Below are 21,556 nucleotides of genomic sequence, written 5' to 3' on the forward strand. Positions count from 1 at the left end.
AAAGGATAAAAAAATGCCACCTAATTTACAAGGTGGCATTAATACTAATAATCCAGAGTTTAAGTTAATTAACCCTTTGGCTCGGGAGATAAGCTTTCTTCTTGTCTTAAATACCCGGCAGCTTCTTCGTCATCTTTAGCTATCGCTTGCTGAGTAGGTATAGCACGCGTTTGCTGATTTAATTGATGTATTTGTGAAGCATTACCTAAATCACGCTCACTGGTGATTGAGGCGATAGATTCACGGTCTTTCAAGAACGCGATAACGTCTTTTTTGATTGCTTGTAATTGTCCTTCGTCTTTATGCATTTCCATAATATGGCGAGGATGTTCAAGATTTTTCATACCTGTTGCTGCAAACGTAGTAGAAATAACACGAGAAACAATAATCCAAGGCGTTATGCTACTGCGTACTAAAGTATTTTCTGAGCGGGTACTATCATGAATACCAGTACCTGTTGATATTTTAGACTCAGTAAATGTGCCTTCGCATTTAAAGTACACTAGTAGTGATTCAAATTGCATTTCAGCAAAAAATAGATGAGCTGTATTTGTAAGCAATTGCGCAAATGCTTTAATAAGTATACTTATTAGCAATAAGTGAAAGCTTGTCATTAATAGCTCACTAAATTGAATAACATGTTGGTTATTAAATGCTTGTTTAAAGCTACTAATATTTGCAGCGTCAACGTAATGATAAATATTAATAAACGAATACGCTAAAAACACAGTAAACGCTAAGGCTATAATATAAAGCAAGTTACCACTTACTAAAGCAAGTAACCTTGCTAGCGTAAAGTTTTTACCTAAGTCTATTGAGTGCAGTTTAGGTTGAATCTCTTGGATCATTTCACCTTTAAAACCGCCTTTACCTTCAATTTGTTCTTGAAGCTTAGGATCTAATTCGCGATAAACTCTGTTAGGTACTTCTTTATAACGACGGTTAGCCATTACTAGATTGTCTAGGTTTATAAAAATTTCGTCTGGATGAACAGACTCTTGCCAGTTTTCACGTAGTTCTGATACTTCAGCAGAAGGGGTAACTGCATTTAAACGCGCTTTAATCATAATAAAAGCAATTGCGCAGCTCAGAGTGGCTAATACAATAATCGCAATTAAGTACATGCCAGCATGAAGACTAGGTAGTTGCTCAATCCAGCCATCTATTTCTTGTTTGCTAATGTGTTGTTCTTTCATCAGCCATGACATAGAAAGGCCAATAGCGATTGGTAGAATAAAAGATAAAGAAATAATTTTAGCGAGTGCACCAGTACCAAGTGCTTCAATATTTTTTTCAGCGTTTCTAGAAATAGGTTTACCCGTAGAGCGCCACGAAAAAAGCACGTAGAACATTAATATGGCACTATAAACAGGAAATGCTAATTCGCCTGCTTCACCGGTAAAACCCGATAAAGATACAAATGCTACAAGGCCATAAGCAATAAGTGCAACAAGGGTACTTACCCATGAGCCAAATAAGCGCTGAGCAACATTACGAATAGGATAAGGTAGGAATAATAACTTAGGGATTAAGCTGTGAAGTAAACGTGATAAAAAACCATTAGGCTCTTTAAACGTACTGTTTTTACGACCAACCAGCATTTCTTCGAGTGATTGCGCGGTGTAGGCTACTTCTTTTTGTTCTTCTTGGGCGGTTGATGCTTGTGATTTGCTGTAGTTATAAGCAAGTGAAGTAGGGTGGTTTCTGCCTACAAAATACTTAAGAGTTGCATAAATACCACTTGAAAGTGAGCGAATGCCGAATGCTAAAATAAGCATGCCAAACACCATTAAAATCCATCCAGCGGTTGTATCTTCTTTTACTGATCCCGCAGCAATAACAAGTAAACTAATACCCGCTATAGACTCAATGAGTCCTCTTACAGCTGTTACTTTACCTTCAAGTTTGAAGGGGTTTTTTAGTCCAAGATCAATCGATCCATAATCAAAAGCCATTGAATGCTCCTTTTAAACAGCATGCCCAATTAAGGGAGAATATAAGCGTAGTTATAATAACCATTATATATATCGTATTTTTGTTTTTGCTCAATTTTTGATTATATATCAATAAAGTCGTTCAGTTTAAGGTTATTTTAAAGTGGTACATTCTATGCTTTGAAATATAAGCTTAAGCGAGTTAACAATATCTCTTTTAAATGCTTGAGGAGGAATGATGGAATTGATTTACGTTGATGATAGTTTGCCCGGAATTACCCGAAAGAAAAAAAACAAACATTGGCAGTATTTTGACCCAATAGGAAAAATAATTAAAGAGAAGGCCGTTATTGAGCGCTTAAATTCACTCGCGTTCCCGCCTGCTTATAAAAGTGTATGGTTTTGCCCTGAAGAAAATGGGCATATTTTAGCAACAGGTTACGACAGTAAAGGACGAAAGCAGTACCGATATCATCCATTATTTACACAACAACAAGATGCTAAAAAGTATCAAGCTTGTAGTGTGTTTGGACATAAGCTGCCGTTACTTAGGGCTCAATTAAAGGAAGCATTGCAAGGTGATGAGCTCGATTATGAACGTACTTTAGCAGCCATTGTTAGATTAATGGATTTAAGTGCTTTACGGGTGGGGAATGAACGTAATGTAAAACAAAATAAAAGTTTTGGTGCGACAACCCTAAGATCAAGGCATGCAAAATTAACAGGAAAAAATATTAGATTAAAATACCGTGCAAAGTCAGGCAAAGAAAGGGAAGTAAATATAACGGATAAAGCATTGAGTAGTGTTATTAAGGAGCTTCAGGACTTACCCGGGCAACACTTGTTTCAATATATAGAAGAGGGGGAGCGCTCTAACGTTACCTCTACTGAAATCAATCAGTATATTCAAAATATAATGGGTGAAGAATTTAGCGCAAAACACTTTAGAACATGGCGAGCAAGTGTGATTGCTTTTAAAGAAGTGTATGAAGCAAAAGGCGCTATTACATTAAAAAAAATGCTTGATGAAGTGTCTTCAAAGCTTGGGAATACGCCAACAATAGCGCGTAATTCTTATATTCATCCTGATGTTATTGAGCTTTGTAAGAAAAATGAATCAGAACAAACTCATTGGCGCGACAATTTTAAATTACCCCGTAAAACAAAGTATCTTAGTCGGTTTGAGCGCGGTTTATTAGAGTTTTTAACGTAACGATAAAGGCTGTAGCTTACAGCCTTTATGCTAAGTTTTTATATTATGCTATTGCAGCATAAACGTTTCGTATTCTAAATCTTCAAATTGTTTTGAAAGCCAAAATAATCCTACTACCGAGGTAATAATGGTTGCTAATGCAAAGCCATAGCCATAAAACTGCGGTCCAAAAGCAATTGATAACAAAGTTAAAACAACGTTTATTACCAAAAATAACCCCGCTAAAAATAGCACTGTTGAGCGTTTATCTAAATAAAACAAAATATTTAAAATAGATAAAAATATAACTTGTACGCCTACACCTACTACATCAATAAATAAAAGCGTTTTATAGTTTGGATCAATGCCAATAAAGGTAAGTATTTGCTCACCCCATAATAATAAGCAGGCAACGGTAATACCCTGAATTTTAAATATATCGTATAAACCGGCACGCGCAGTTTGGATCATACTGTCTTTTAATATGTAGATCTCTTCAAGAGATGAGCCACCACGAATAGCGGTGTAAAAACGGTCGTACTCTTCTACAAAGTCTGTTTCCATTTTTACTAAAAATACCGCCATACCGGGGATAATAGACAAATAAGCCAAAAATATAGGTAAGTCATAAATTGGGCTGGCTCTTAATGTACCAATAATTTGAATTGATGTGCTTGGAGAATACCAAAAAATGATTTTATCAGCCCATACACCAATGTTATAAAACAGACCACAAAAGAATAGGCTGTAATACACTTTTTTATTGCTTAAAAAGTCAAAGCTTATAAGTTTTTCACCTGGGTAGCGGCGAATAATCATAAATAAAAAGCTAAAAAAGAGCAGTGCTTCGCCTGCAAAAAACGCAAAAAATAAGCCGTCTAGCTGCCAGTCTCTTAATAAATATGCAAGCAATACCATAAAGGCGTAACCACTTAGCATAGTTATTAAAATTAACCGGTACTCTTTCATACCTGATAGAAAAATAGCGCCAAGCCACTGATTACATAAGCTTACAAAGGCACCTAAAATTATAATCTTAGTAACAACGGGTATAGGGAGCATAGGCCATACAGCTAAGCCCACCAATAACGCAGCTATTGTTGTTACAAGTTGCGCACCAAGTAAATTAGGGAGTACTTTTGCCTCTTCTTTTTGAAAAAACAAATCGGCAATAAACCGAGTTAGTAATAACTGCAAGCCACCCGTTAAAATAAGTGAGGCTGCCATCATGTAGGTAACAAGCGTTAAAAACTGAATAATAAGTACTTTAGGTAATACAATTCCTAAACTTAAAATACCAATTAGCATTAACGCTACAATAGAGAGCAGCCAGGGGCCTGAGCCTATTAACCCTGCGTAGCCGTATGCTTCAAAAACTGAGAGCAGGGTATTTTTTTTGAGAATTTTTCGTATCTCAAAACCTATTCCGGCCATGCCATTGTATCCTTATAAAGTTTATCGTAACGGGCAAACATGTGGCTCTCGTCATAAAATTTTTGTACGCGGTCTAAACCACTTTTTTGATACTCAAGCCAAGCTTGCTCATTTGTTAGCATATTTGATATTTGTTGTGCTGTTTCGCTAGGTGAAGCAATTGAGACAACTTCACCAGCTTTACCTAATGCTTTATCTTCATCGGTGCCGCCTTCGATTATTTCGCGGCACGAGCCAACATCACTAGCAAGTACAGGCACACCGGCCGCCATTGCTTCTAAAAGCACTAAAGGCTGCGCTTCGGAAATCGAGGTTAAAGCAACAATTCCGAGCTTAGGTAAAATTTTGGTAATATCTTGCATACCTAAAAACTTAACACTGTTTTGTAAATCAAGGCTGCCTACAAGTAGTTCACACTCTTTGTAATATTGCGGATCTTCTTCATAAGGGCCGATGATCCAGCCTTCGACCTCTGGTAATATCGATTGCGCTTCTTTAATCGCACGTATAAAGGTTTTAATATCTTTTATAGGAACTACACGTCCAATTAATCCAACAACCGGTGGTATCTGTTTTGGACGCTGCTCAAGCGCTTCAATAAAGCGCACTGTTTTAATACCATTAGGTACAACAAATGCTTTTTCAGGCGCTGCACCATCTTTTATTTGGCGCTGTCTGTTACCATCGTATAGCGAAATGATCTTATCTGCTTCTTGGTATGTTGTTCGGCCTATTTGCTCAAAAAAGCTGATCCACATTCGGCGAATAAAGCCCATCTCGGTATTTAAGTTTTTACCTAGGCTTTGTTCAGACTCTTTGATCCAACTGGCTTGAATAAGATCTATTTTTCTCTCTTTGGTGTAAATACCATGCTCGGTCAACAAAAAGGGAGTATCGCTTATTACACTGGCACCAGATCCTAAAATACCAGCATACCCGGTAGATATTGAGTGAATAAGTTTAACTTTTGGAAGTCCACGTGCAATTTCGGCTATTTTAAATAGCGGTTTATATAAATTGCGGTATGACCAAAAAAAGTCAATAAAAGAGGATTCATCACAAAAAGTTGAATAGTAATTGATGAGCACTTGCCACGATGATTCACTATATAAAAAGTCGGCTTCGTTAATACCGTCTTTTTTAGCCAAAGTTTCAAATGCAAATTTTAACAATTCACTCGGAATAGGCTCGTTACAATCTCTAAAATAATTTTGTAGTTGCTGCCAAAAATCAAAGAGCTCTTTTTTATATTTAATGCCATGCTTAGCTTTTATTTCAGAAGTGTCATTTTCCACTAAATAATGAACATGCAGCTTGGTAACGTTTTTAGGTAAAGTATATTGAATCTCGCCATAATGCTCTGGCGCTCCACCTATAAAAACAAGCTCAAAGTTATAATGAGGTAACCCTTCAATTATTTGATGAACCCAGCTAGATACACCACCACGTATGTAAGGGTAGGTACCTTCCAAAAGCAGTAAAATGTCTGCATTTTTATTACTCATGCCAATACTCCTGCAAATGACGTAATTCACTGCCTTTAGGTTGTTCTGGGAGTTCTTTTAAGTAGCGTTTACAGTCGTCAAACTTGTTCATACAAAAGGCAACTTCGGCTTTATAAGGGAGAACATGACGCCTTGCCATACCAAATTCGGTTGCTTTAAGTAAGTACTCATGGGCTATTTCGTATTTGTCTAAGGCTAAAGATATACGGCCTAAAAATATAAAGGTTGCAGGTGTTTTTACGTGCTCAATACTTTGCTGTGCAAGTGTTTCGGCTTTTTCTAAAACGTATTTTCGCAGTGCACCTTGGGCTAAACCTAAGTAGCTAAGTTCCCAATAAAGTTCGGCTAGTTGTTTTTGTAAATGACTCAATTTAGGCTGCTTAGTCGTAACGGCTATTTCTTGCTGATATAAACTGATTTTTTCGTTGAGTTTGGTTTCTTTACCATCAAGGGTTGAGTAGGCGAGTAGGCGAATATCATCTTCTAAATCTTTAAGTGCTAGCTTTAAAATAGGAATAGCTTGTGAGTCACTCATGTGACGAGCTGCCATTACAGCACTTAAACGTTTATTTGGTTCACTCGCGTGCTTTAAAATTGCTTTAAGCCCGCCCATAGAATAGGTTGGATTTGCTGATATAGCTCTGGCTTCAAAAGGAAGCTCAGGTATTTTATGCTCTTCAATTTCTATATCATCGTTTTTTAGAGGTTTACACAGAGCAAACGTAAGCGCTACTACAACACCTATAATTCCAAGTACTGGTAATGTAAACAATAATAAAAACATGAGCAAAAAAGAGCTATAAGGAGTCGTTTTGTATTTTTTAGGTATAAACACATAACTAACAATAGCAAAAAGGATGCTAGCAATAGCATGCAATAGTATAGCTAAAAACCAATTAGGTGTTTCCAGTACTTCTATTAGTGCAAAGTACTGACAAATACACCCTAAAATAGCCGCTATAATAATTATAATCATGAAAGTGAAACCAATCTCTTTATATCATCTGAGCTTATTGGTAGTGCAAGTTGTTGCTCAATAACAATATCAAGCTCAGCTAAAGTGCTACCAGTGCGCTCTTTACACCACGTGTTCATTCGGGCAATAAAGCCTGCTTTTTCAAGTTCATCAGCTAATGGCATTAATAGCAGTAATACCTGATTTTGATTATCATACAAATAAATGTCTAAACCACGGCGTGCTTCACTTAAATAACTCATAAGTTGAGTCGATTTATCAGTAATATTATTGGCTTTTATTTTTAGCAGCTGCGATGGAATGTTGTATCGTTTTGCTTCTTTATTCGCGCGTTTAACTTGGCGAATAAAGTATGGAGACTCTTCATACGTCATTACTGGGTTTGTTATTTCATGGCGCAGCAGGTCGCCAATATGCCCAGCCATAACAGCAAGTAGTGTAAGAGTGGTATTTTTAAGTGCAAAAAATTGTACTCTTTCAACTAAAATAACGCCGTAAATTGTATTATTTACGTCGATAAGTGGGATTGCCATATGGTATTTACTTATACCTAATGCAGTTTTTGCGTCTTTTACTGATACTAATTCTTTTTCTTCAATCATCGCTAATATAAGAGGATCATTTTCAGCTATTTGACCCATTTGGCTAATAGAGGCAAGTGGTGGCTCTAAAACAGTGTCGTTTTCAACTTTATATAATCCCGCTCTTTCTAATAAGCCATATTCAACGAATAGGTCGATTATTTTTTGCGCTGCGCTATCAAGCCTTCTTTCTTTTAATAGCCCGATAGAGGTTCTTACTGCTTGTAGCGATTCACGCAAACTTAACGTGTGGCCAGCAAGCATTTGCTCTATTCTATCGTGAGATGAATTAATTAAGTGATACTGACGAGTAAATGTTTCAAGGCGATCGGTTACGTACTCAAGCTGAATACTTTGTTGTTGATTAGTACGTTCCCACACATCCCTAAATTCGCCAGTGATCATAATTACAATAATGTAGCCAATCATGGCGTTAATATTGAAGTCGCTTTGTGGTGATAAAATATTTGCTTGAAGTAAACAAAGTTGACCAACAAGCAAACATAAAATACTAATAAAGCCTTTTGAAAAGCCATAACGTAGAGAAACTAAAAGTGGGCCAAGTACAGGCCACGAAAACCCTCCCTCAGTCCAAAATGGGTCCTCTGCGTTAAATAATACAGGCAGCCCTAAAGCAAGCGCGGTAAATATAAATACCTCAGCCCATATTTGTAGCTCAGGAACGTCTCTTGGTCTAAGGAAATGTGTTTTCACTCACTAACCTCTATATAAGAAATTAAATCGGCAATCACATCTTGTGCTGTTGCTGCAATGCTATCGCGACCCCAGCCACTTTTAGCAATAGTTCCCGTCCAAATTGGCGTTGTTTGCCCGTTAACTGTGAGTGATAAGGTCAGTGCTACAACAGGTTCTCCGTCAAGACCGGCTTTATAGCGCCACTCTTCAATGCTACCTGTTAGTACATAGTCAGCTTGTTGAGTGCTTAACCATTGCATAGCATTGTCTAAACGGTATTGATCGTCCAGTGGTGGAAGCTCTTTAGTGTTTACGCGAGGAGCGCGTATAAGAGTTGGCAATTTATTTTGCTGCCAAATACTGGCCAAAATATCTTCAGCACGCTCACCAGCAAGCGGTGTTTGAGCATGATTAACAAGTGGCATTAATGCCACAATTTTTGAAGGGCTAAGCTCTACATCATCAGCAACTCTGCTGGTGGTACATGCTGATAATAGTAATACCAAACACGGTATAATTAAACGAAACATACTCTCTCCTAACATTAAAAATGTACGTAATAACCTAATTGTAATTGTGTATCTGAGTTACCCACTTTATTACTACTTTGGTAACCCAGCTGTAATTTAAATAAATCATCGCCCAGTACAGACCAACCAGCGCCACTTGAAACTGATACATCTACTGTATCGTTAAGTGTTTGATAGCCAGTACTTATATCAAATAACCATGAAGGGCTTGCGCCTAAATAAGGCGGCTCCAACGAACCTGTTGAAGCAAATGAGGTCCCTAGTGCAAAACGTCTAAATGGTTGAAGGTCAACTCTTAGCGGTCTTCTACTTGCATCTGTATTTATTAATGCATTAACACGTTCAAAGTCTTGCCACTGTGCACTAAAATAAGCGTTCCAAATTGGGCGGTCTTTTAAAATACTGTATTGGTAACGTGCATTATATTCTTGGCCATTTATTAGTGAGCTGCCATCGCTTCTTCGAGAAAAAGACATCGCTGCTGCTGATAGCTGTACATTTTGTCTACCATCAATATTGTAGTTAACATAGGCCGTGGCTTTATCTAGCTGAGCATAGCTAAGTAGCGCTTCTGATTGGCGGTTTTCAACATTATATTCAAGCTTTAAACCTACCTGAGTACGCGAATCCCATTGATAACGAGAGTCTAAGCTAAGACCTTGGCGACTAACTAAGCTGCCTTGGTGAGAATCTATTTTTGCATCAAAATACCAACGACCAAATGTCATCTTATCTTCTATCGCAAACAGTAATCCGTTGTTATCAAGATTTTGCTGATTACTTAAACTTAATTTCCATTGCCCATTAGCATAAGGAAAATAAACGTTTACATCGTACTGGCTACTGTTTAAACCAGCCACTGGCGATAGGTTTATTTCAAGTGCTCTAAAATAGGATGCGCGTGCATTTCTGAGTAAACTCAATTGCGATTCATTTGCCTCGCCAGTAAGTTCTTCGTACCAACGTTGCATGGTGGCATAGGGTTGTTTTAAATAGAGTAGGGCGTTTAGCTCATCTAATTTGCTTAGTGAACCTTCAGCTATAAGCTGTTTCGCTTTATTAAACTCGCCGTTGGTCATATAAAGCTGTAGTTTTTGCCAAGGTTCTAACTTTTGTGCAGCTCGACGTGCTAACCACCAGTTTGCTTGAGGCTCACCAATAGTGTCGGGCGCGAGCTCATCCATGGAGTTTAATTGCATTAAATGAGGAACAGCCATTGCACCTGCCCAGCGGTACATTAGGCCTCTGTATGCGTATTTATCTTTAGGTAAATGCTGTAATAAATAGTGATTTAGCTCGGCAGCATTCGCATAATAACCAAGCTGCTTCATTACATCGGCTAAGTTAACCAGTGTTGTTAAGTCACTTGGATCTGCAACAGCTAGTTTTCGTAAATAAAAGTAAGCACTGTTATATGATTTTTCATAAATAGATAGGCTAGCTAATAATTGCGTCCACGCGTAGGTAGGATCGCTGTCCGAATAGCGAGTTAAAATACGGCTGATCATTATAGTGTCGTGCATTTGTAGCGCTAACCAACCTTGTGCGAGTACAACATCGGGGTCGTATTCACTTAATTTAGCGGCGCGGTTTAGAGTTGTATAAGCCGAATTTAAATCACTTTGATTTTGATACCAATTTGAAAGAATAACCCAAGCAGGGTAGAGAGCTTTATTATAACGTTGTTTATCAAGCTCTGTGTGAATACGGGCAACCGATTTAGCATCGTTTACTTGCGTGCTTAATAATGCAATTTGTATCAGTTGGCGGTCTGTAAGTGACTCATTTTCCCATAGATAATCGAGAAGCTCTTGAGGCCGTCCTTCAAAGCGCAGCTGTTGGTAATAAAGCGTGTCGCCAACACTTAGTGTGCTGATTGCTTTTAGTTGCTCAAAAGCATAAAGCTCATCTTTTTTATCTTGAACACGCATTGCCATATCTACTCGTGCAGTCCAAAATTCTCCATTAGTACTTTGTTGCTTGTTTTTTAAAATAGACAATGCTGTTTTAAAGTCATCCTCAAGCCAAAATGCACGAGCTATCCAAAGTAAGTCTTCTTCATTTTTAGGCCCTTTATATTTAGGCCATAAAGCTCTTAGTGCTTTTAAATTTCCGGAATCGTGAAGTACTTTCGCTTTCCAATATTGCGATAATGCACTCTTACCATTTATTTGTTCAAAACGGTCAATATTACTGAGTTCTTGTTTTGTGTTGCCTATAAATTCGTTTGTTTGCATCCACTTAGCAAAGCCATTGCCTTTTAATTGTCGGTTTTGTGCTTTGTATTCATATATATCGTTGGCGTCTTGGTATAAATATAATGCCGCAGCGTCATTAACACTGTCAGTAAGCATCGCTGGGGTTACAGCTCTGTTCGACATTAGCCATTTAAACTCTTTAAGCGCTTCTTTAGGCTTGTTCTGCCAGCGCTTTATTTTCCAATTTAGTAAGCGTAGCTCTTTGTCATTTGGAGTTTGTAGTAATAGCTTGGCGAGTAATTGCTCAGCCCCTTTTGCATTCCCATTTGCTAAACGCAGGTGCATGGCTTTTGTTAAGTACTCGGTGTTATTTGGATCGCTCTTTAATAAGCTTTCAATGGCTTGAGCTGAATCTTCTGTATTGCCAGCTAAGTTAGCTAAATAAAGGGTGCGTTTAACATTAGCTTGGTCGCCATAAGTTTTCCACCAGGCGTAAGCTTGTATCGGATTATTTGCGCCAAGTGCAGTCTCAATCGCTTTAGCTGCAATGTCAGCATTTATATTTGTTTTATAAATAGCGAGAGCTTTGGCTGGTTCGCCAGCGCTCAACCAGTAATCAGCTGCAAGTAGTGGTTGTTTATTTTTTTGATAGTACAGAGCAACTTTTGCGTTTAACCCAACTGCTTTTGCAATAGTTAGTATTTGTTCGTCCCAATGCTTATGGACACCTATTTTTAAAGATAGATCTTCAAAGCGATCGTCAACTTTAGCCCCGCTTGCTAGCCATAATGAGTAAAGCAGCTTTATTTCTAGAGTTGCTTTGCGCTCACCTCTTGGTAGTTTTTCAAGTTCGTTAGTGGCTTGTGAATACTCACTAAGCCCTATATGTAGTTCAACCAATTTTGCGCGTAGCTTTTCGTTGTTAGGCTCAGTGTTGAGCGCTGCATTAAGGTACGATTTTTCAAAGGTATAATCTTGTGAAAGTTCATCATCTTCAAAAAATAAGGTGTGAGGAAATAATGCATAAAGTGCAAAACAACTTACAGCTAATATTGCTAATATTGTCTTTACAGAAATTAACTGAGGGCGCTTTTTAGCATTCATTATCGAGCGACTCCATTGCAGTTAAGATAACCATAAAATTGACCCTTTGGAAGATTAAAGTGCGTCACATTAGCGCGTGTAATACCTTTAAAGTGCTCTCCTAAGCTAGATACAAATTCGCAAGAACGTGCATTAATTAAATCAAGCGAAGCAGGCACCCACGCTTTAAAGCTAACAGGTCCGTTAACTTGCCAGTTATCAATAACAACATTTGCAGACGCTAAATAAGGTTTTTTACTATTTTGACTGTGATCAAAGCTAAGACGAGCTACGTTATTAATAATGTGTATATAGTCACCTTTTTCAGTAACGCCTGACACACCTTCACTTTGGGCAATGTTAGGCATATCAAAATCAGTAGGAATTCGTAAAGTACGAATGTATTTTGAGCTAAATAACCATTCATTATTACTGTTTTTTGCTAGCGCAGAAAAGTAAAAGTCTTTTGCTACTTTTGCGTAATGGCTCAAATGTACCGGTGTATTTGGCCTAGCTAAAACATAATCTATATTGTGTTTTAGTGCGTCTAGTCCCGCAGGGATTTCACCTGAGTAAAAATGAAAATAAATAGTGTAGGGTTTTAATCTATATGGTTTTTCTGTTATTTCAAATGTTTCGGTTAAGCGTCTAAAACCATAATAAGGCCCGTGCCATAAGTTTGTATATACGTTTTCATTTAATATGGGGGCATAAATTTGATACAGCAAATCGTGCTCTGGTCTACCTATTGGTGAAACATGCGTAAGGCTTGGGTTATCGGCATTTACATCTGTATTACCACCGTTGACGTTTAATACGCCAGCATCGCGAGCCAATTCAAGCGCTTTAGGGCCGGGAGTTGCATCGCCTGACCATAACATCATCACTGTTTTTTTGTTTTTTGGTGTCAGGTTTTCATCAATATACTTTATTGAATCGGTGATTTCTTTTTTTAAGCTTATTTTGTCGTAGCCAGGTACATCAAGATGAAAACCATAATCTACTTCATCTTTATCTACTATTCTAAGGCCAGATAACGCAGTCCAAAAATAAGGGTGGCTATAAGTATGCGAAGCAATTTCTACATAAGGCAAATTAAAAATACTGCGCGCTATACCTTCAAGTTTGGCACTTTGTTTTGAATGTAAGCCACTTTTTTCAATATCAGCTTGAATAACCGATGAGGTCAAAGGCAGTTTATAGCGCTTAATTATTTCATCGCGAATCACTTCTGCAGAATATGGTTTACCTGCATAATGTGCCGGGCTTGTGAAGCCATCGCCATCTATATGCAGCGTTAGCATGCGCCTACCGCTTTCAGTTGTCGTATCAGGCACTAGAATCGGAGGTAGTCCCATTGCTTTGGTGAGTAGTGTACGTGGGTCAATAACCCATTTACTCCCTTCCATTGGCAAGGTATCTATAAGCCAAGGTGCAACAACAACCGCGCCATATTTTGTTTTAGTACTCTGCACTATTATAGTTCCATCAGCCGCTTTTATATTGATAAGCGGGGTGGCATCAGTTGCTAATTTCAGTAAGTAGGGCTTAATTATCGCAGGCGATGTTGTCGCTTCGCCTTTTAGCCATGTAGTAAAATGATTAAGTTCATAAGGGGCTGGAGGCAATACGCTAAGCGCTTCAATACCAAGGTTAAGTAATAGTTTAGTTGATTGCGGTAGCTCACCCATAATTAGCTCAGGTACAACGCCTAAGTTACTTTCCAACCAATTAGTAATAGTTGGGGTGTAAAAAGCATCGCTGTTTGTCCATGAAATAATACCAGCATGTAAACTTGGATCTACTAATGGCAAATCTCGTTTAGCTACATCAACATAATCAGGAATATATCCCAAATACTCAATCATGGTCGCAAGCTTTAAATGTACGGTAGTGTAAATGAGTGGTCTTACATTACTGTTGAACGGAATTAGGATGCGTCTTGGTACTGGCGATATGGTTGATGTACCCCATGTTTGTAAGTGCCCATCTGTTACCCAAGGAGTAAAGCCAGCTTGTTTTATTTTTTGCGCCATAGCAAGGCGGTTATCAGGCTGCGCATAATCAATAACTTGTACTTTAAAACCTAAGTTTTGTGCTGTTTTTAATTGTGCGCTTAGCCAAGCTTGATCGTTCTCTGTGGTTAATTTGTAGCTATTATTAGTTGGGTTGTAATGACTATATAAACCTTCAGCAACTAAATCATTGGCTAAACCAGTAAGTTTAGGTAATAACTCAAAGCCTCGATTAAGAATAAGATGCTTATTAAACGTACCAGAGAGGTTTTTTATAATCGCGACTAAGCCATCTTGTTGATCTGATTTACTGTGTTTGTCATCTAAAAGTTGATAGCTGTCTAGCGTATCTAAAAATAAACCACTGAAACCACGCGCTTTTAAAGAAGCTGCGCTGTCTTGCATTTGTTGTTGCCAATCCGTAGATGTTAAATCTGCAATGTGGCTGTTCCAATTAGGATTAACTGAAAGTGAAGAATCACTTTTATTGAACGATTCACCCACACTTAAATAAGCGTAAACGGCAATGTTTCGTTTTTTAAACCAATTAAGCTCGTGCTCGGTAACGAGTTCAGGCTGGACGACAACGCGAGAATAAAAAGTCATTTCGGCTAATGGCATCGGCGCTGAGTAGTAAAAAGCGATACTATTATTTACAGGTGCTGAGAATGCATGAGCAGACACTAAAAGTGCAAGGTATAAAATATATTTCATTAATAATTCATTTTTATTAGATTATAACTGTGGCTCAAAGTGATGCGTTCCGATTTTCTAGTTGTTTGGTATTAGTAATATAGGGTTATTATATGTTAATGGAAGTTTAATATCTATATGTTCATTATTTATATGAACCTAAAATTAATACTAACATGAGTCGTGCGTTAACTCATTACATAGCCGGTGATTAATCGTCTTAGTACGTTATAAAATTAAGTTTAGATCAATGCAGCTGCTAGAACTTTAAATCTCTAGTGAAAGAGTGGCAAATTATATATTAATTAATACGAAGGTCTCAGTGTTTTTAGTGTCCAAATACCTTCCTTGTGACTATAATATCAGCTAATTGAGCATGGTATGAGTTTACTCCCACCAATTTTTTTTATTTACTATGCTTTTAAACCCAATAAAACAATGTAAACAGCCGTAATTTAATTTTTGGCTATTGTCGCTATATATGCATTTATATACCCCGGAGAAATAATGAGTAATTTAAGCTTGAAAAACAAACTGTTGTTATTAGCTATATTGCCCTTAATGCTACTTTTGATTAGCTTGATGCTGAGTTCTTATTATTTAGAGAATAAAAATCAGCAACAAAATTTTGAAGCATTTCAAACTAAACTAATAAGTGACAAACAAACGTTGCTAAGCACCGAGGTAGAAATTGCCAGTAAAATTGTGCGCTATCAAATAGCAAATGGCTCTGAGCAAGATGCTAAAAATGCTTTAAGAGATTTAACATTTGGTCAAGGTGGTTACTTTTTTATATACGACACAAATGGCGTTAGTGTTTTTCATGCATTATTAGGTGATGCTATTGAAGGGCAAAACAAAATAGGGATGACTGACCCTAACGGTAAAAAAATAATAGTGGGCTTATTAGATCAAGCTAGAAAAGGCGGTGGCGCTTTTAACTATCATTTCCAAAAACCAAATACCACAGGCTTAGTTGAAAAAATGGGCTATGCAGCAATGATCCCAGGTACAAACTGGATGATTGGTACTGGCGCATATATGGATGATATAGACGCAGAACTACTTAAATATCAAACAGCAATGCAAGAGCACATGAATGATAAGGTAGTGACCTTATTGCTAATTGCTTTATTTTGGGTTGTGTTAACTATTATATGTGCGTTAATTGCCGCAAATACAATGGTAAAACCAATACAGCGTATGGCGCAAAGCCTTGACGATATTGCCAAAGGTGAGGGCGATTTAACTAAACGTTTAGATATTGATACTAACGATGAAATAGGCCAACTTGGCGAAGCATTTAATATGTTTGTAAGTAAGTTACATGGCATTATTGCTAATGTGGTTGATGTAACACACGATGTAAAAACAGCCTCTAGTGATATAAATACACAAACACGATTAATTGAAGACAAGCTACTTAATCACAATCATGAAACAGACCTTGTTGCGACGGCTATTACCGAAATGTCGGCTACTTCTCATGAGGTGGCTCAAAATACGAACCAAGTGGCAGAGTCAACCCAAGCGGCAACGCAAGAAGTTGCTAAAGCTCAAGAGTGTGTTGATATTTCACTCAGTGAGGTGTCTAACCTAATGGGCGAGATAAACCTAGCCGCAGAACAAGTTGATTCACTCAGTGATCAATCTAAAAAGATTAATAGTGTACTAAGCGTAATTGGTGGAATTGCCGAGCAAACAAATTTACTTGCACTTAATGCTGCAATAGAAGCTGCACGAGCAGGTGAGCAAGGGCGAGGGTTTGCTGTTGTTGCTGATGAGGTAAGAAGCTTAGCAAGTCGTACTCAAGTTAGCACATTAGAGATTAGTGAAATGTTGAGTGAGTTACATAATTTAGTATCGGATGCTGTAGCCGCAATGCAAGCGAGTCAGAATAGTTGTAATCGCTCAGTAGAATCGTCTCGTGCTATTTCAGAAAGTTTAGGTGCGGTAACAACCTCAGTTAGATCAATTAACGACATGAGTACGCAAATTGCGACAGCGGCGCTGGAGCAAAGTAGCGTTACAGAAGAAATAAACCGTAATGTATTTGCCATTCAAGAAATCGTTAATGAACTAACTATTTCAAGCAAAACTACCTCTTCGGTAGGCCAGCATTTAGCTGCGCGTGGTGAAAACTTAGGACAACTCGTTGGCCAGTTTAAAATTTAACAAAGTTTAAAACTTTACAGTAAAAGCCGCTAATAGCGGCTTTATTTTTGTGGCTTAGTTTTAGCCGCTTAGTTTTTATAAAAATTATTGAATTTTTTGTATGTGTTAAGGTCTATCAGCATGCAAATATACCTATACAGTGGAATAACCATGCAAAACATGCCATCAATTAAACGTTGTACTCGAGAAGAGTTAGCGCCAGAGCAAGACTTGGGGCGTTTAGTGTCTTTTTTACGCTCGAGATTAGCCATTCATGTTGATGCCAAGTTACTTCCTATGGACTTAACCTCAGCGCAATATATTGTGGTAGTACTACTTGCGAGAGAGTCGGTTAATACGCTTGCAGGACTTTGTGAGTATATGGTTTATGATCGTGGCGCTATGAGCCGCTTACTAAACCGACTTGAAGAAAAAGGACTCATTATTAAAACGCAATGTGAGCTTGATAAGCGCTCAACTATTTTGTGTTTAAGTGAAAAGGGTAAAGCTCTTTGTCCAGAAATAATGCCTGTAGTAAACGAAGTCTATGCTCAAGCATTAAATGGTTTTTCAGAGCCAGAAAAAAATCAAATAATAGACTTATTATTTAAAGCTATAAATAATCTAGATACATTACCCGAAATTCCCCCCACAAATAGATTATCAATAAAATAGTGATACTGTTTCAACAGAAAGTTAGCGTGCTAATTAGTTGATCTGATTGTGCGTAGAATCTAACTTTGATAATATAGTTGCCTAGGCAATTAAAGTTATCATCTTGTTAGGTTTGTTATGATTGAAAATAATTTGTTAGTACAATTACAGCAGCAATATCCAGAACATACTTTTATGCAACATCACTTAAGTGTTGTCCATAAGGGACGTTTTGCTAACGCGATTGTGTATCGATATAAAGATAATGAATTTGATTTGATTGTTAAAGATTTTAGCCAAAGCCCGTGGCTTATTCGTAAAACATTTGCGCGACTATCTGTAAATCAAGAATATAAAGGGTTGAGCCGATTAGCTGAGCTTGATGCTGTTGCTAATCGCTTTTGTAGGTTATCGCCGATAGCTGTGGCTTATAACTATATTGAAGGCATGCCACTGCGCTCTTTAATTCATGAAGACAAAACACTACCTGTTAACTTTTTTAGCGAGCTTGAGCGCCAAGTAGCAAAAATGCATCGTAAAGGCATCGTGCATTTAGACTTGCGTAATATGGGTAATATTTTATGCGGCGCAGACGGTAAACCTTATTTTATTGATTTTCAGTCAACCATTAGCTTCTCGCGTTTTCCGCGTTGGTTGCAACGCTTTATGCGAGGCTCTGACATGTCAGGTGTATATAAAGCATGGAATAAATTGGGCGATCAACCTCTGCCTAAAAAAAAGCAAGACTATTTAGATCGCTTCAATCACGTGCGTAAACGCTGGATTTTTAAAGGTTACCCAATACAGCGTGGCTATGCGTGGGGCGCTGCACTTATTACTCAATTTGTAGATTCTGACTTAGTACGAAATATTACCGATAGACTTTAATTAAAAGCATAAACCGTAATTTAAAAACACCTTATTCATTGTGTGATTTTGCCCATATTAGCCTGGCTAATATGGGATTTTTTTTATTATAAGTAATCCGTTTGGTTTACTTACTTGTCGTTTAATTCCTTAAAAACAATTCCTTTTACTGTTTTTTTAATTTTTTAAAATAAATATTAGTACTGCATTTAGTTTGCCCATACAATGCGCAAAAATAGCCTGTGCATGCTTAATACCAACCTGCATAAATCTTTGATCAATTTAACGAATTAAATTGCACTATAACGTCGTTAAAAATTTTTCATTTAGAACAACTAGATACAAAAATTTTTGCCTAGTTCTAGCGTAATTTTCTTAACGTTAAATAGACCCCGTATATAAGCAGATTGGTATAATAAGTTCACGTTTTTTCTGCAATTTTTTATTGTTCAAGTAAACTATAAGTAATGTGCGCTTTTAAATTTTAAGGTTTTAAGATGATTGAGTATCCGGTAGACCAACTTCCACAGCTCATAAATGATTTATTGCAATGCGATACAACAGAACGCAAAAATAAATTATTAGCAGATGCGCAGTTAACGCTTTCAACAGAGCACCTGTCATTACTTTTTGAGGCGATACCAAAAGAGCAACGACTTGAAATTTGGCAGTTGCTTGACGAAGACACGCAACACGAAATTTTTGTTAATTTAAGTGAAGATAGTTGCTTGTGGTTGCTGCAAACACTAGAAGACACTGAGGCTTTTAAACTTCTTGATGAAGTTAATGTAGAAGAGCTACTGGAACTTGAAGAAGTTATACCAGAGCGATTTGTTGAGTATGCAAAAAAGCAACTCGATGAAGCGCAAACCAAACAATATGAATTAGCGCAGCAATACCCGCCAGAACAACTTGGTCACTGGTTAGGTTTTGACTTTTTAAAAGTATCGGAGAAGCTAACAGCCGGTGGTGCTAAAAAATTGCTACATAAAGGTTTACCGCAATACAGTGAAGTTATTTATTTAGTAAGCCGCAAGGGTAGTTTAATAGGTGAGGTTGCGGTAAATGATTTAATAAAAGCCAGCGACACTGATAACTTAATGACATTGGCAAATCATGACTTTTCATCGCTCCATGCTGATGATGATTTATATGAAGCGGCAGAGGTGGTGATTCACAGTGAAAAAATGGCACTGCCAGTGGTTAATGCTGATAACAAATTACTTGGGCGATTAACCATTGCCTCTGCTTATGAATTACGACAAGAAATTGCTGATGAAGCAGCCGCTAAAGCCGGTGGTTTACGTGAAGACGAAGACCTGTTCGCAAGTGTGCGAAAAAGTGCTAAAAACCGTGGTATATGGTTAGGTATTAACTTAGCTACTGCCTTTTTAGCGTCCTGGTTCATCGGTTTATTTGGCGCAACTATAGAACAGGTTGTAGCACTCGCTGTATTAATGCCAGTGGTTGCTTCTATGGGCGGGATCGCAGGTAGTCAAACATTAACCGTTATTGTGCGTGGTTTAGCGCTCGGACAGGTTACAGATTCAAACCGCAATGCGTTACTTAAAAAAGAGCTACGTGTTGGCGCTGTAAATGGCTTGGTATGGGCGTTTGTAATAGGCCTGCTTACCTTCTTATGGTTTAACGATTTAATGCTCAGTATTACGATTACGGTAGCCATATTATTGAATTTAGTGGCCGCGTCACTAGCTGGTGTTGTTATTCCGTCTATTTTAGACAAAATGAAAATTGATCCTGCGTTATCTGGCTCGGTAATTTTAACTACCGTTACCGATATTGTTGGGTTTGTTACCTTTTTAGGTTTAGGCAGTTTATTGCTTTTATAAGCCTTATACCAATTCGCTTAATTAAGTGAATTGGTATTACTAACAGGAAAATACAATGACCTTTGAAGTCATGATTTGGTGTGCAATTGCTTTGTGTATTTCACAATCGGCAATATTTTCGGGCTTAAACTTAGCGTTTTTTTCACTAAGTAGGCTTCAGCTCGAAATGGAAAGTGCAAAAGGGAACGAGGCGGCCATAAAAGTGATGGCCCTTCGAAACGACTCTAACTTTTTATTATCGACTATTTTGTGGGGCAACGTAGGTATTAACGTACTACTTACACTACTTTCTGATTCGGTATTAATGGGCGCAAGTTCGTTTTTATTCTCAACTATCGCAATTACTATTATTGGTGAAATAACACCGCAGGCTTATTTTTCGCGTAATGCGCTAAAAATGGCGAGCCTACTTTCGCCGCTAATTAAGTTTTATCAGATTCTGTTTTATGTAGTTGCTAAGCCAACGGCTTTAATTCTCGATGCATGGTTAGGTAAAGAGGGGATTACGTACTTTGCTGAAAGTGAGCTCAGAGGTATTATTCGCAAACACATAGAAGCAGAAGAGGCTGATGTTCAGCACGTTGAGGGAATAGGCGCGCTTAACTTTTTTAGCTTAGATGAAATAAGCGTAACCAAAGAGGGTGAGGTAATTGATCCAGACTCTATTATTGCTTTGCCTACTAAGCTTGATTTGCCTATTTTCCCAGACCTTACATTAACGACTGATAATGAGTTTTTACGAAAACTACATAAGTCAGGTTATAACTGGGTGATCATTACCAATGAAGACGGTTGGCCTTTATTAGTGGTAGATGCTGACGGCTTTTTACGTTCAGCCTTGTTTGAACCAGAGACGTTCGACCCTTATCATTATTGTCACAGACCTATTATTGTTGCTGATGAGGCGATGCGCCTGAGTGAAGTTATTTTAAAAATACGGGCTAGTCATTCTTTAGATAAATCGTTTGATGGGGCCATTGATCACGATGTGGTGTTAGTGTGGAGTGATGTGAAGCGCATTATTACCGGCGCTGATATATTTGGTCGGTTACTCAAAGGTATGAGTGCACCAAAACTCGAACTGCATGAAAATACAGAAAATAAAAAGCCGCTATAAAGCTGTCTCTTATACACAAATCCCTGCTAAGAAATTAGCGGGGATTTTTTTGAACTAAATCTCAATGTCATGATCAG

The 21,556-nt window shown here is 37.8% G+C and carries 14 protein-coding genes; 6 read left to right on the forward strand and 8 right to left on the reverse strand.

Annotated elements, in window-relative coordinates; genetic code table 11:
• Nucleotides 1–68: 68 nt before the first annotated feature.
• Entirely contained in the window at nucleotides 69–1,955 is a 1,887-nt protein-coding gene (locus tag I6F50_RS16595) for a hypothetical protein (RefSeq protein ID WP_165728458.1), read from the reverse strand.
• A gap of 217 nt (nucleotides 1,956–2,172) precedes the next feature.
• Here I6F50_RS16595 and I6F50_RS16600 point away from each other — a divergent pair, with 217 nt between their 5' ends.
• Nucleotides 2,173–3,147, forward strand: a complete 975-nt coding sequence (locus I6F50_RS16600; protein ID WP_197176760.1) for a DNA topoisomerase IB — start codon at nucleotides 2,173–2,175, stop codon at nucleotides 3,145–3,147.
• A 48-nt stretch (nucleotides 3,148–3,195) separates the two neighbouring features.
• Here I6F50_RS16600 and pelG read toward each other — a convergent pair whose 3' ends face one another.
• From pelG to I6F50_RS16635, 7 genes are read right to left on the reverse strand one after another with little or no spacing between them, the layout of a single operon-like run.
• Entirely contained in the window at nucleotides 3,196–4,560 is a 1,365-nt protein-coding gene (gene pelG, locus I6F50_RS16605; RefSeq protein WP_007584803.1) for an exopolysaccharide Pel transporter PelG, read from the reverse strand.
• Nucleotides 4,548–6,065, reverse strand: coding sequence for a GT4 family glycosyltransferase PelF (gene pelF / locus I6F50_RS16610; protein WP_165728460.1), 1,518 nt, complete (start codon nucleotides 6,063–6,065; stop codon nucleotides 4,548–4,550). Before pelF ends, pelG begins: the two co-directional genes overlap by 13 nt.
• Complete coding sequence (locus I6F50_RS16615; protein WP_165728461.1) at nucleotides 6,058–7,041, reverse strand: HEAT repeat domain-containing protein; 984 nt, start codon at nucleotides 7,039–7,041, stop codon at nucleotides 6,058–6,060. Before I6F50_RS16615 ends, pelF begins: the two co-directional genes overlap by 8 nt.
• A complete protein-coding gene (locus tag I6F50_RS16620) occupies nucleotides 7,038–8,336 on the reverse strand; it encodes a PelD GGDEF domain-containing protein (RefSeq protein WP_165728462.1) in 1,299 nt (432 codons plus the stop codon). Before I6F50_RS16620 ends, I6F50_RS16615 begins: the two co-directional genes overlap by 4 nt.
• Nucleotides 8,333–8,848 carry a protein PelC gene (locus I6F50_RS16625; protein WP_165728463.1) on the reverse strand — a complete coding sequence of 172 codons (516 nt, stop codon included), beginning with the start codon at nucleotides 8,846–8,848 and terminating at the stop codon, nucleotides 8,333–8,335. The genes I6F50_RS16620 and I6F50_RS16625 overlap by 4 nt, the downstream gene beginning before the upstream one ends.
• A gap of 14 nt (nucleotides 8,849–8,862) precedes the next feature.
• Entirely contained in the window at nucleotides 8,863–12,150 is a 3,288-nt protein-coding gene (locus I6F50_RS16630; protein WP_165740975.1) for a tetratricopeptide repeat protein, read from the reverse strand.
• Nucleotides 12,150–14,858: an endo alpha-1,4 polygalactosaminidase gene (locus I6F50_RS16635; protein ID WP_165728465.1), complete on the reverse strand. Its 2,709-nt coding sequence runs from the start codon at nucleotides 14,856–14,858 to the stop codon at nucleotides 12,150–12,152. Before I6F50_RS16635 ends, I6F50_RS16630 begins: the two co-directional genes overlap by 1 nt.
• A 486-nt stretch (nucleotides 14,859–15,344) precedes the next feature.
• On the opposite strand from I6F50_RS16635, the gene I6F50_RS16640 reads away from it, so the two are divergent.
• The 5 genes from I6F50_RS16640 to I6F50_RS16660 all read left to right on the forward strand — a co-directional run bounded on the left by I6F50_RS16640 (nucleotide 15,345) and on the right by I6F50_RS16660 (nucleotide 21,479).
• The gene (locus I6F50_RS16640; protein WP_165728466.1) at nucleotides 15,345–17,012 is read left to right on the forward strand and encodes a methyl-accepting chemotaxis protein; all 1,668 of its coding nucleotides are present in this window, start codon (nucleotides 15,345–15,347) and stop codon (nucleotides 17,010–17,012) included.
• A gap of 120 nt (nucleotides 17,013–17,132) precedes the next feature.
• Complete coding sequence (locus I6F50_RS16645; protein WP_231611873.1) at nucleotides 17,133–17,666, forward strand: MarR family winged helix-turn-helix transcriptional regulator; 534 nt, start codon at nucleotides 17,133–17,135, stop codon at nucleotides 17,664–17,666.
• Between the two features lie 117 nt (nucleotides 17,667–17,783).
• Nucleotides 17,784–18,533: a serine/threonine protein kinase gene (locus I6F50_RS16650; protein ID WP_165728467.1), complete on the forward strand. Its 750-nt coding sequence runs from the start codon at nucleotides 17,784–17,786 to the stop codon at nucleotides 18,531–18,533.
• A 476-nt stretch (nucleotides 18,534–19,009) separates the two neighbouring features.
• A complete protein-coding gene (locus I6F50_RS16655) occupies nucleotides 19,010–20,362 on the forward strand; it encodes a magnesium transporter (RefSeq protein WP_165728468.1) in 1,353 nt (450 codons plus the stop codon).
• A 55-nt stretch (nucleotides 20,363–20,417) separates the two neighbouring features.
• Nucleotides 20,418–21,479 carry a DUF21 domain-containing protein gene (locus I6F50_RS16660; protein ID WP_007584829.1) on the forward strand — a complete coding sequence of 354 codons (1,062 nt, stop codon included), beginning with the start codon at nucleotides 20,418–20,420 and terminating at the stop codon, nucleotides 21,477–21,479.
• The last annotated feature ends 77 nt before the right edge of the window (nucleotides 21,480–21,556 follow it).

This window comes from Pseudoalteromonas sp. NZS127_1 (assembly GCF_015864295.1).
Classification (GTDB): Bacteria; Pseudomonadota; Gammaproteobacteria; order Enterobacterales; family Alteromonadaceae; genus Pseudoalteromonas; species Pseudoalteromonas arctica.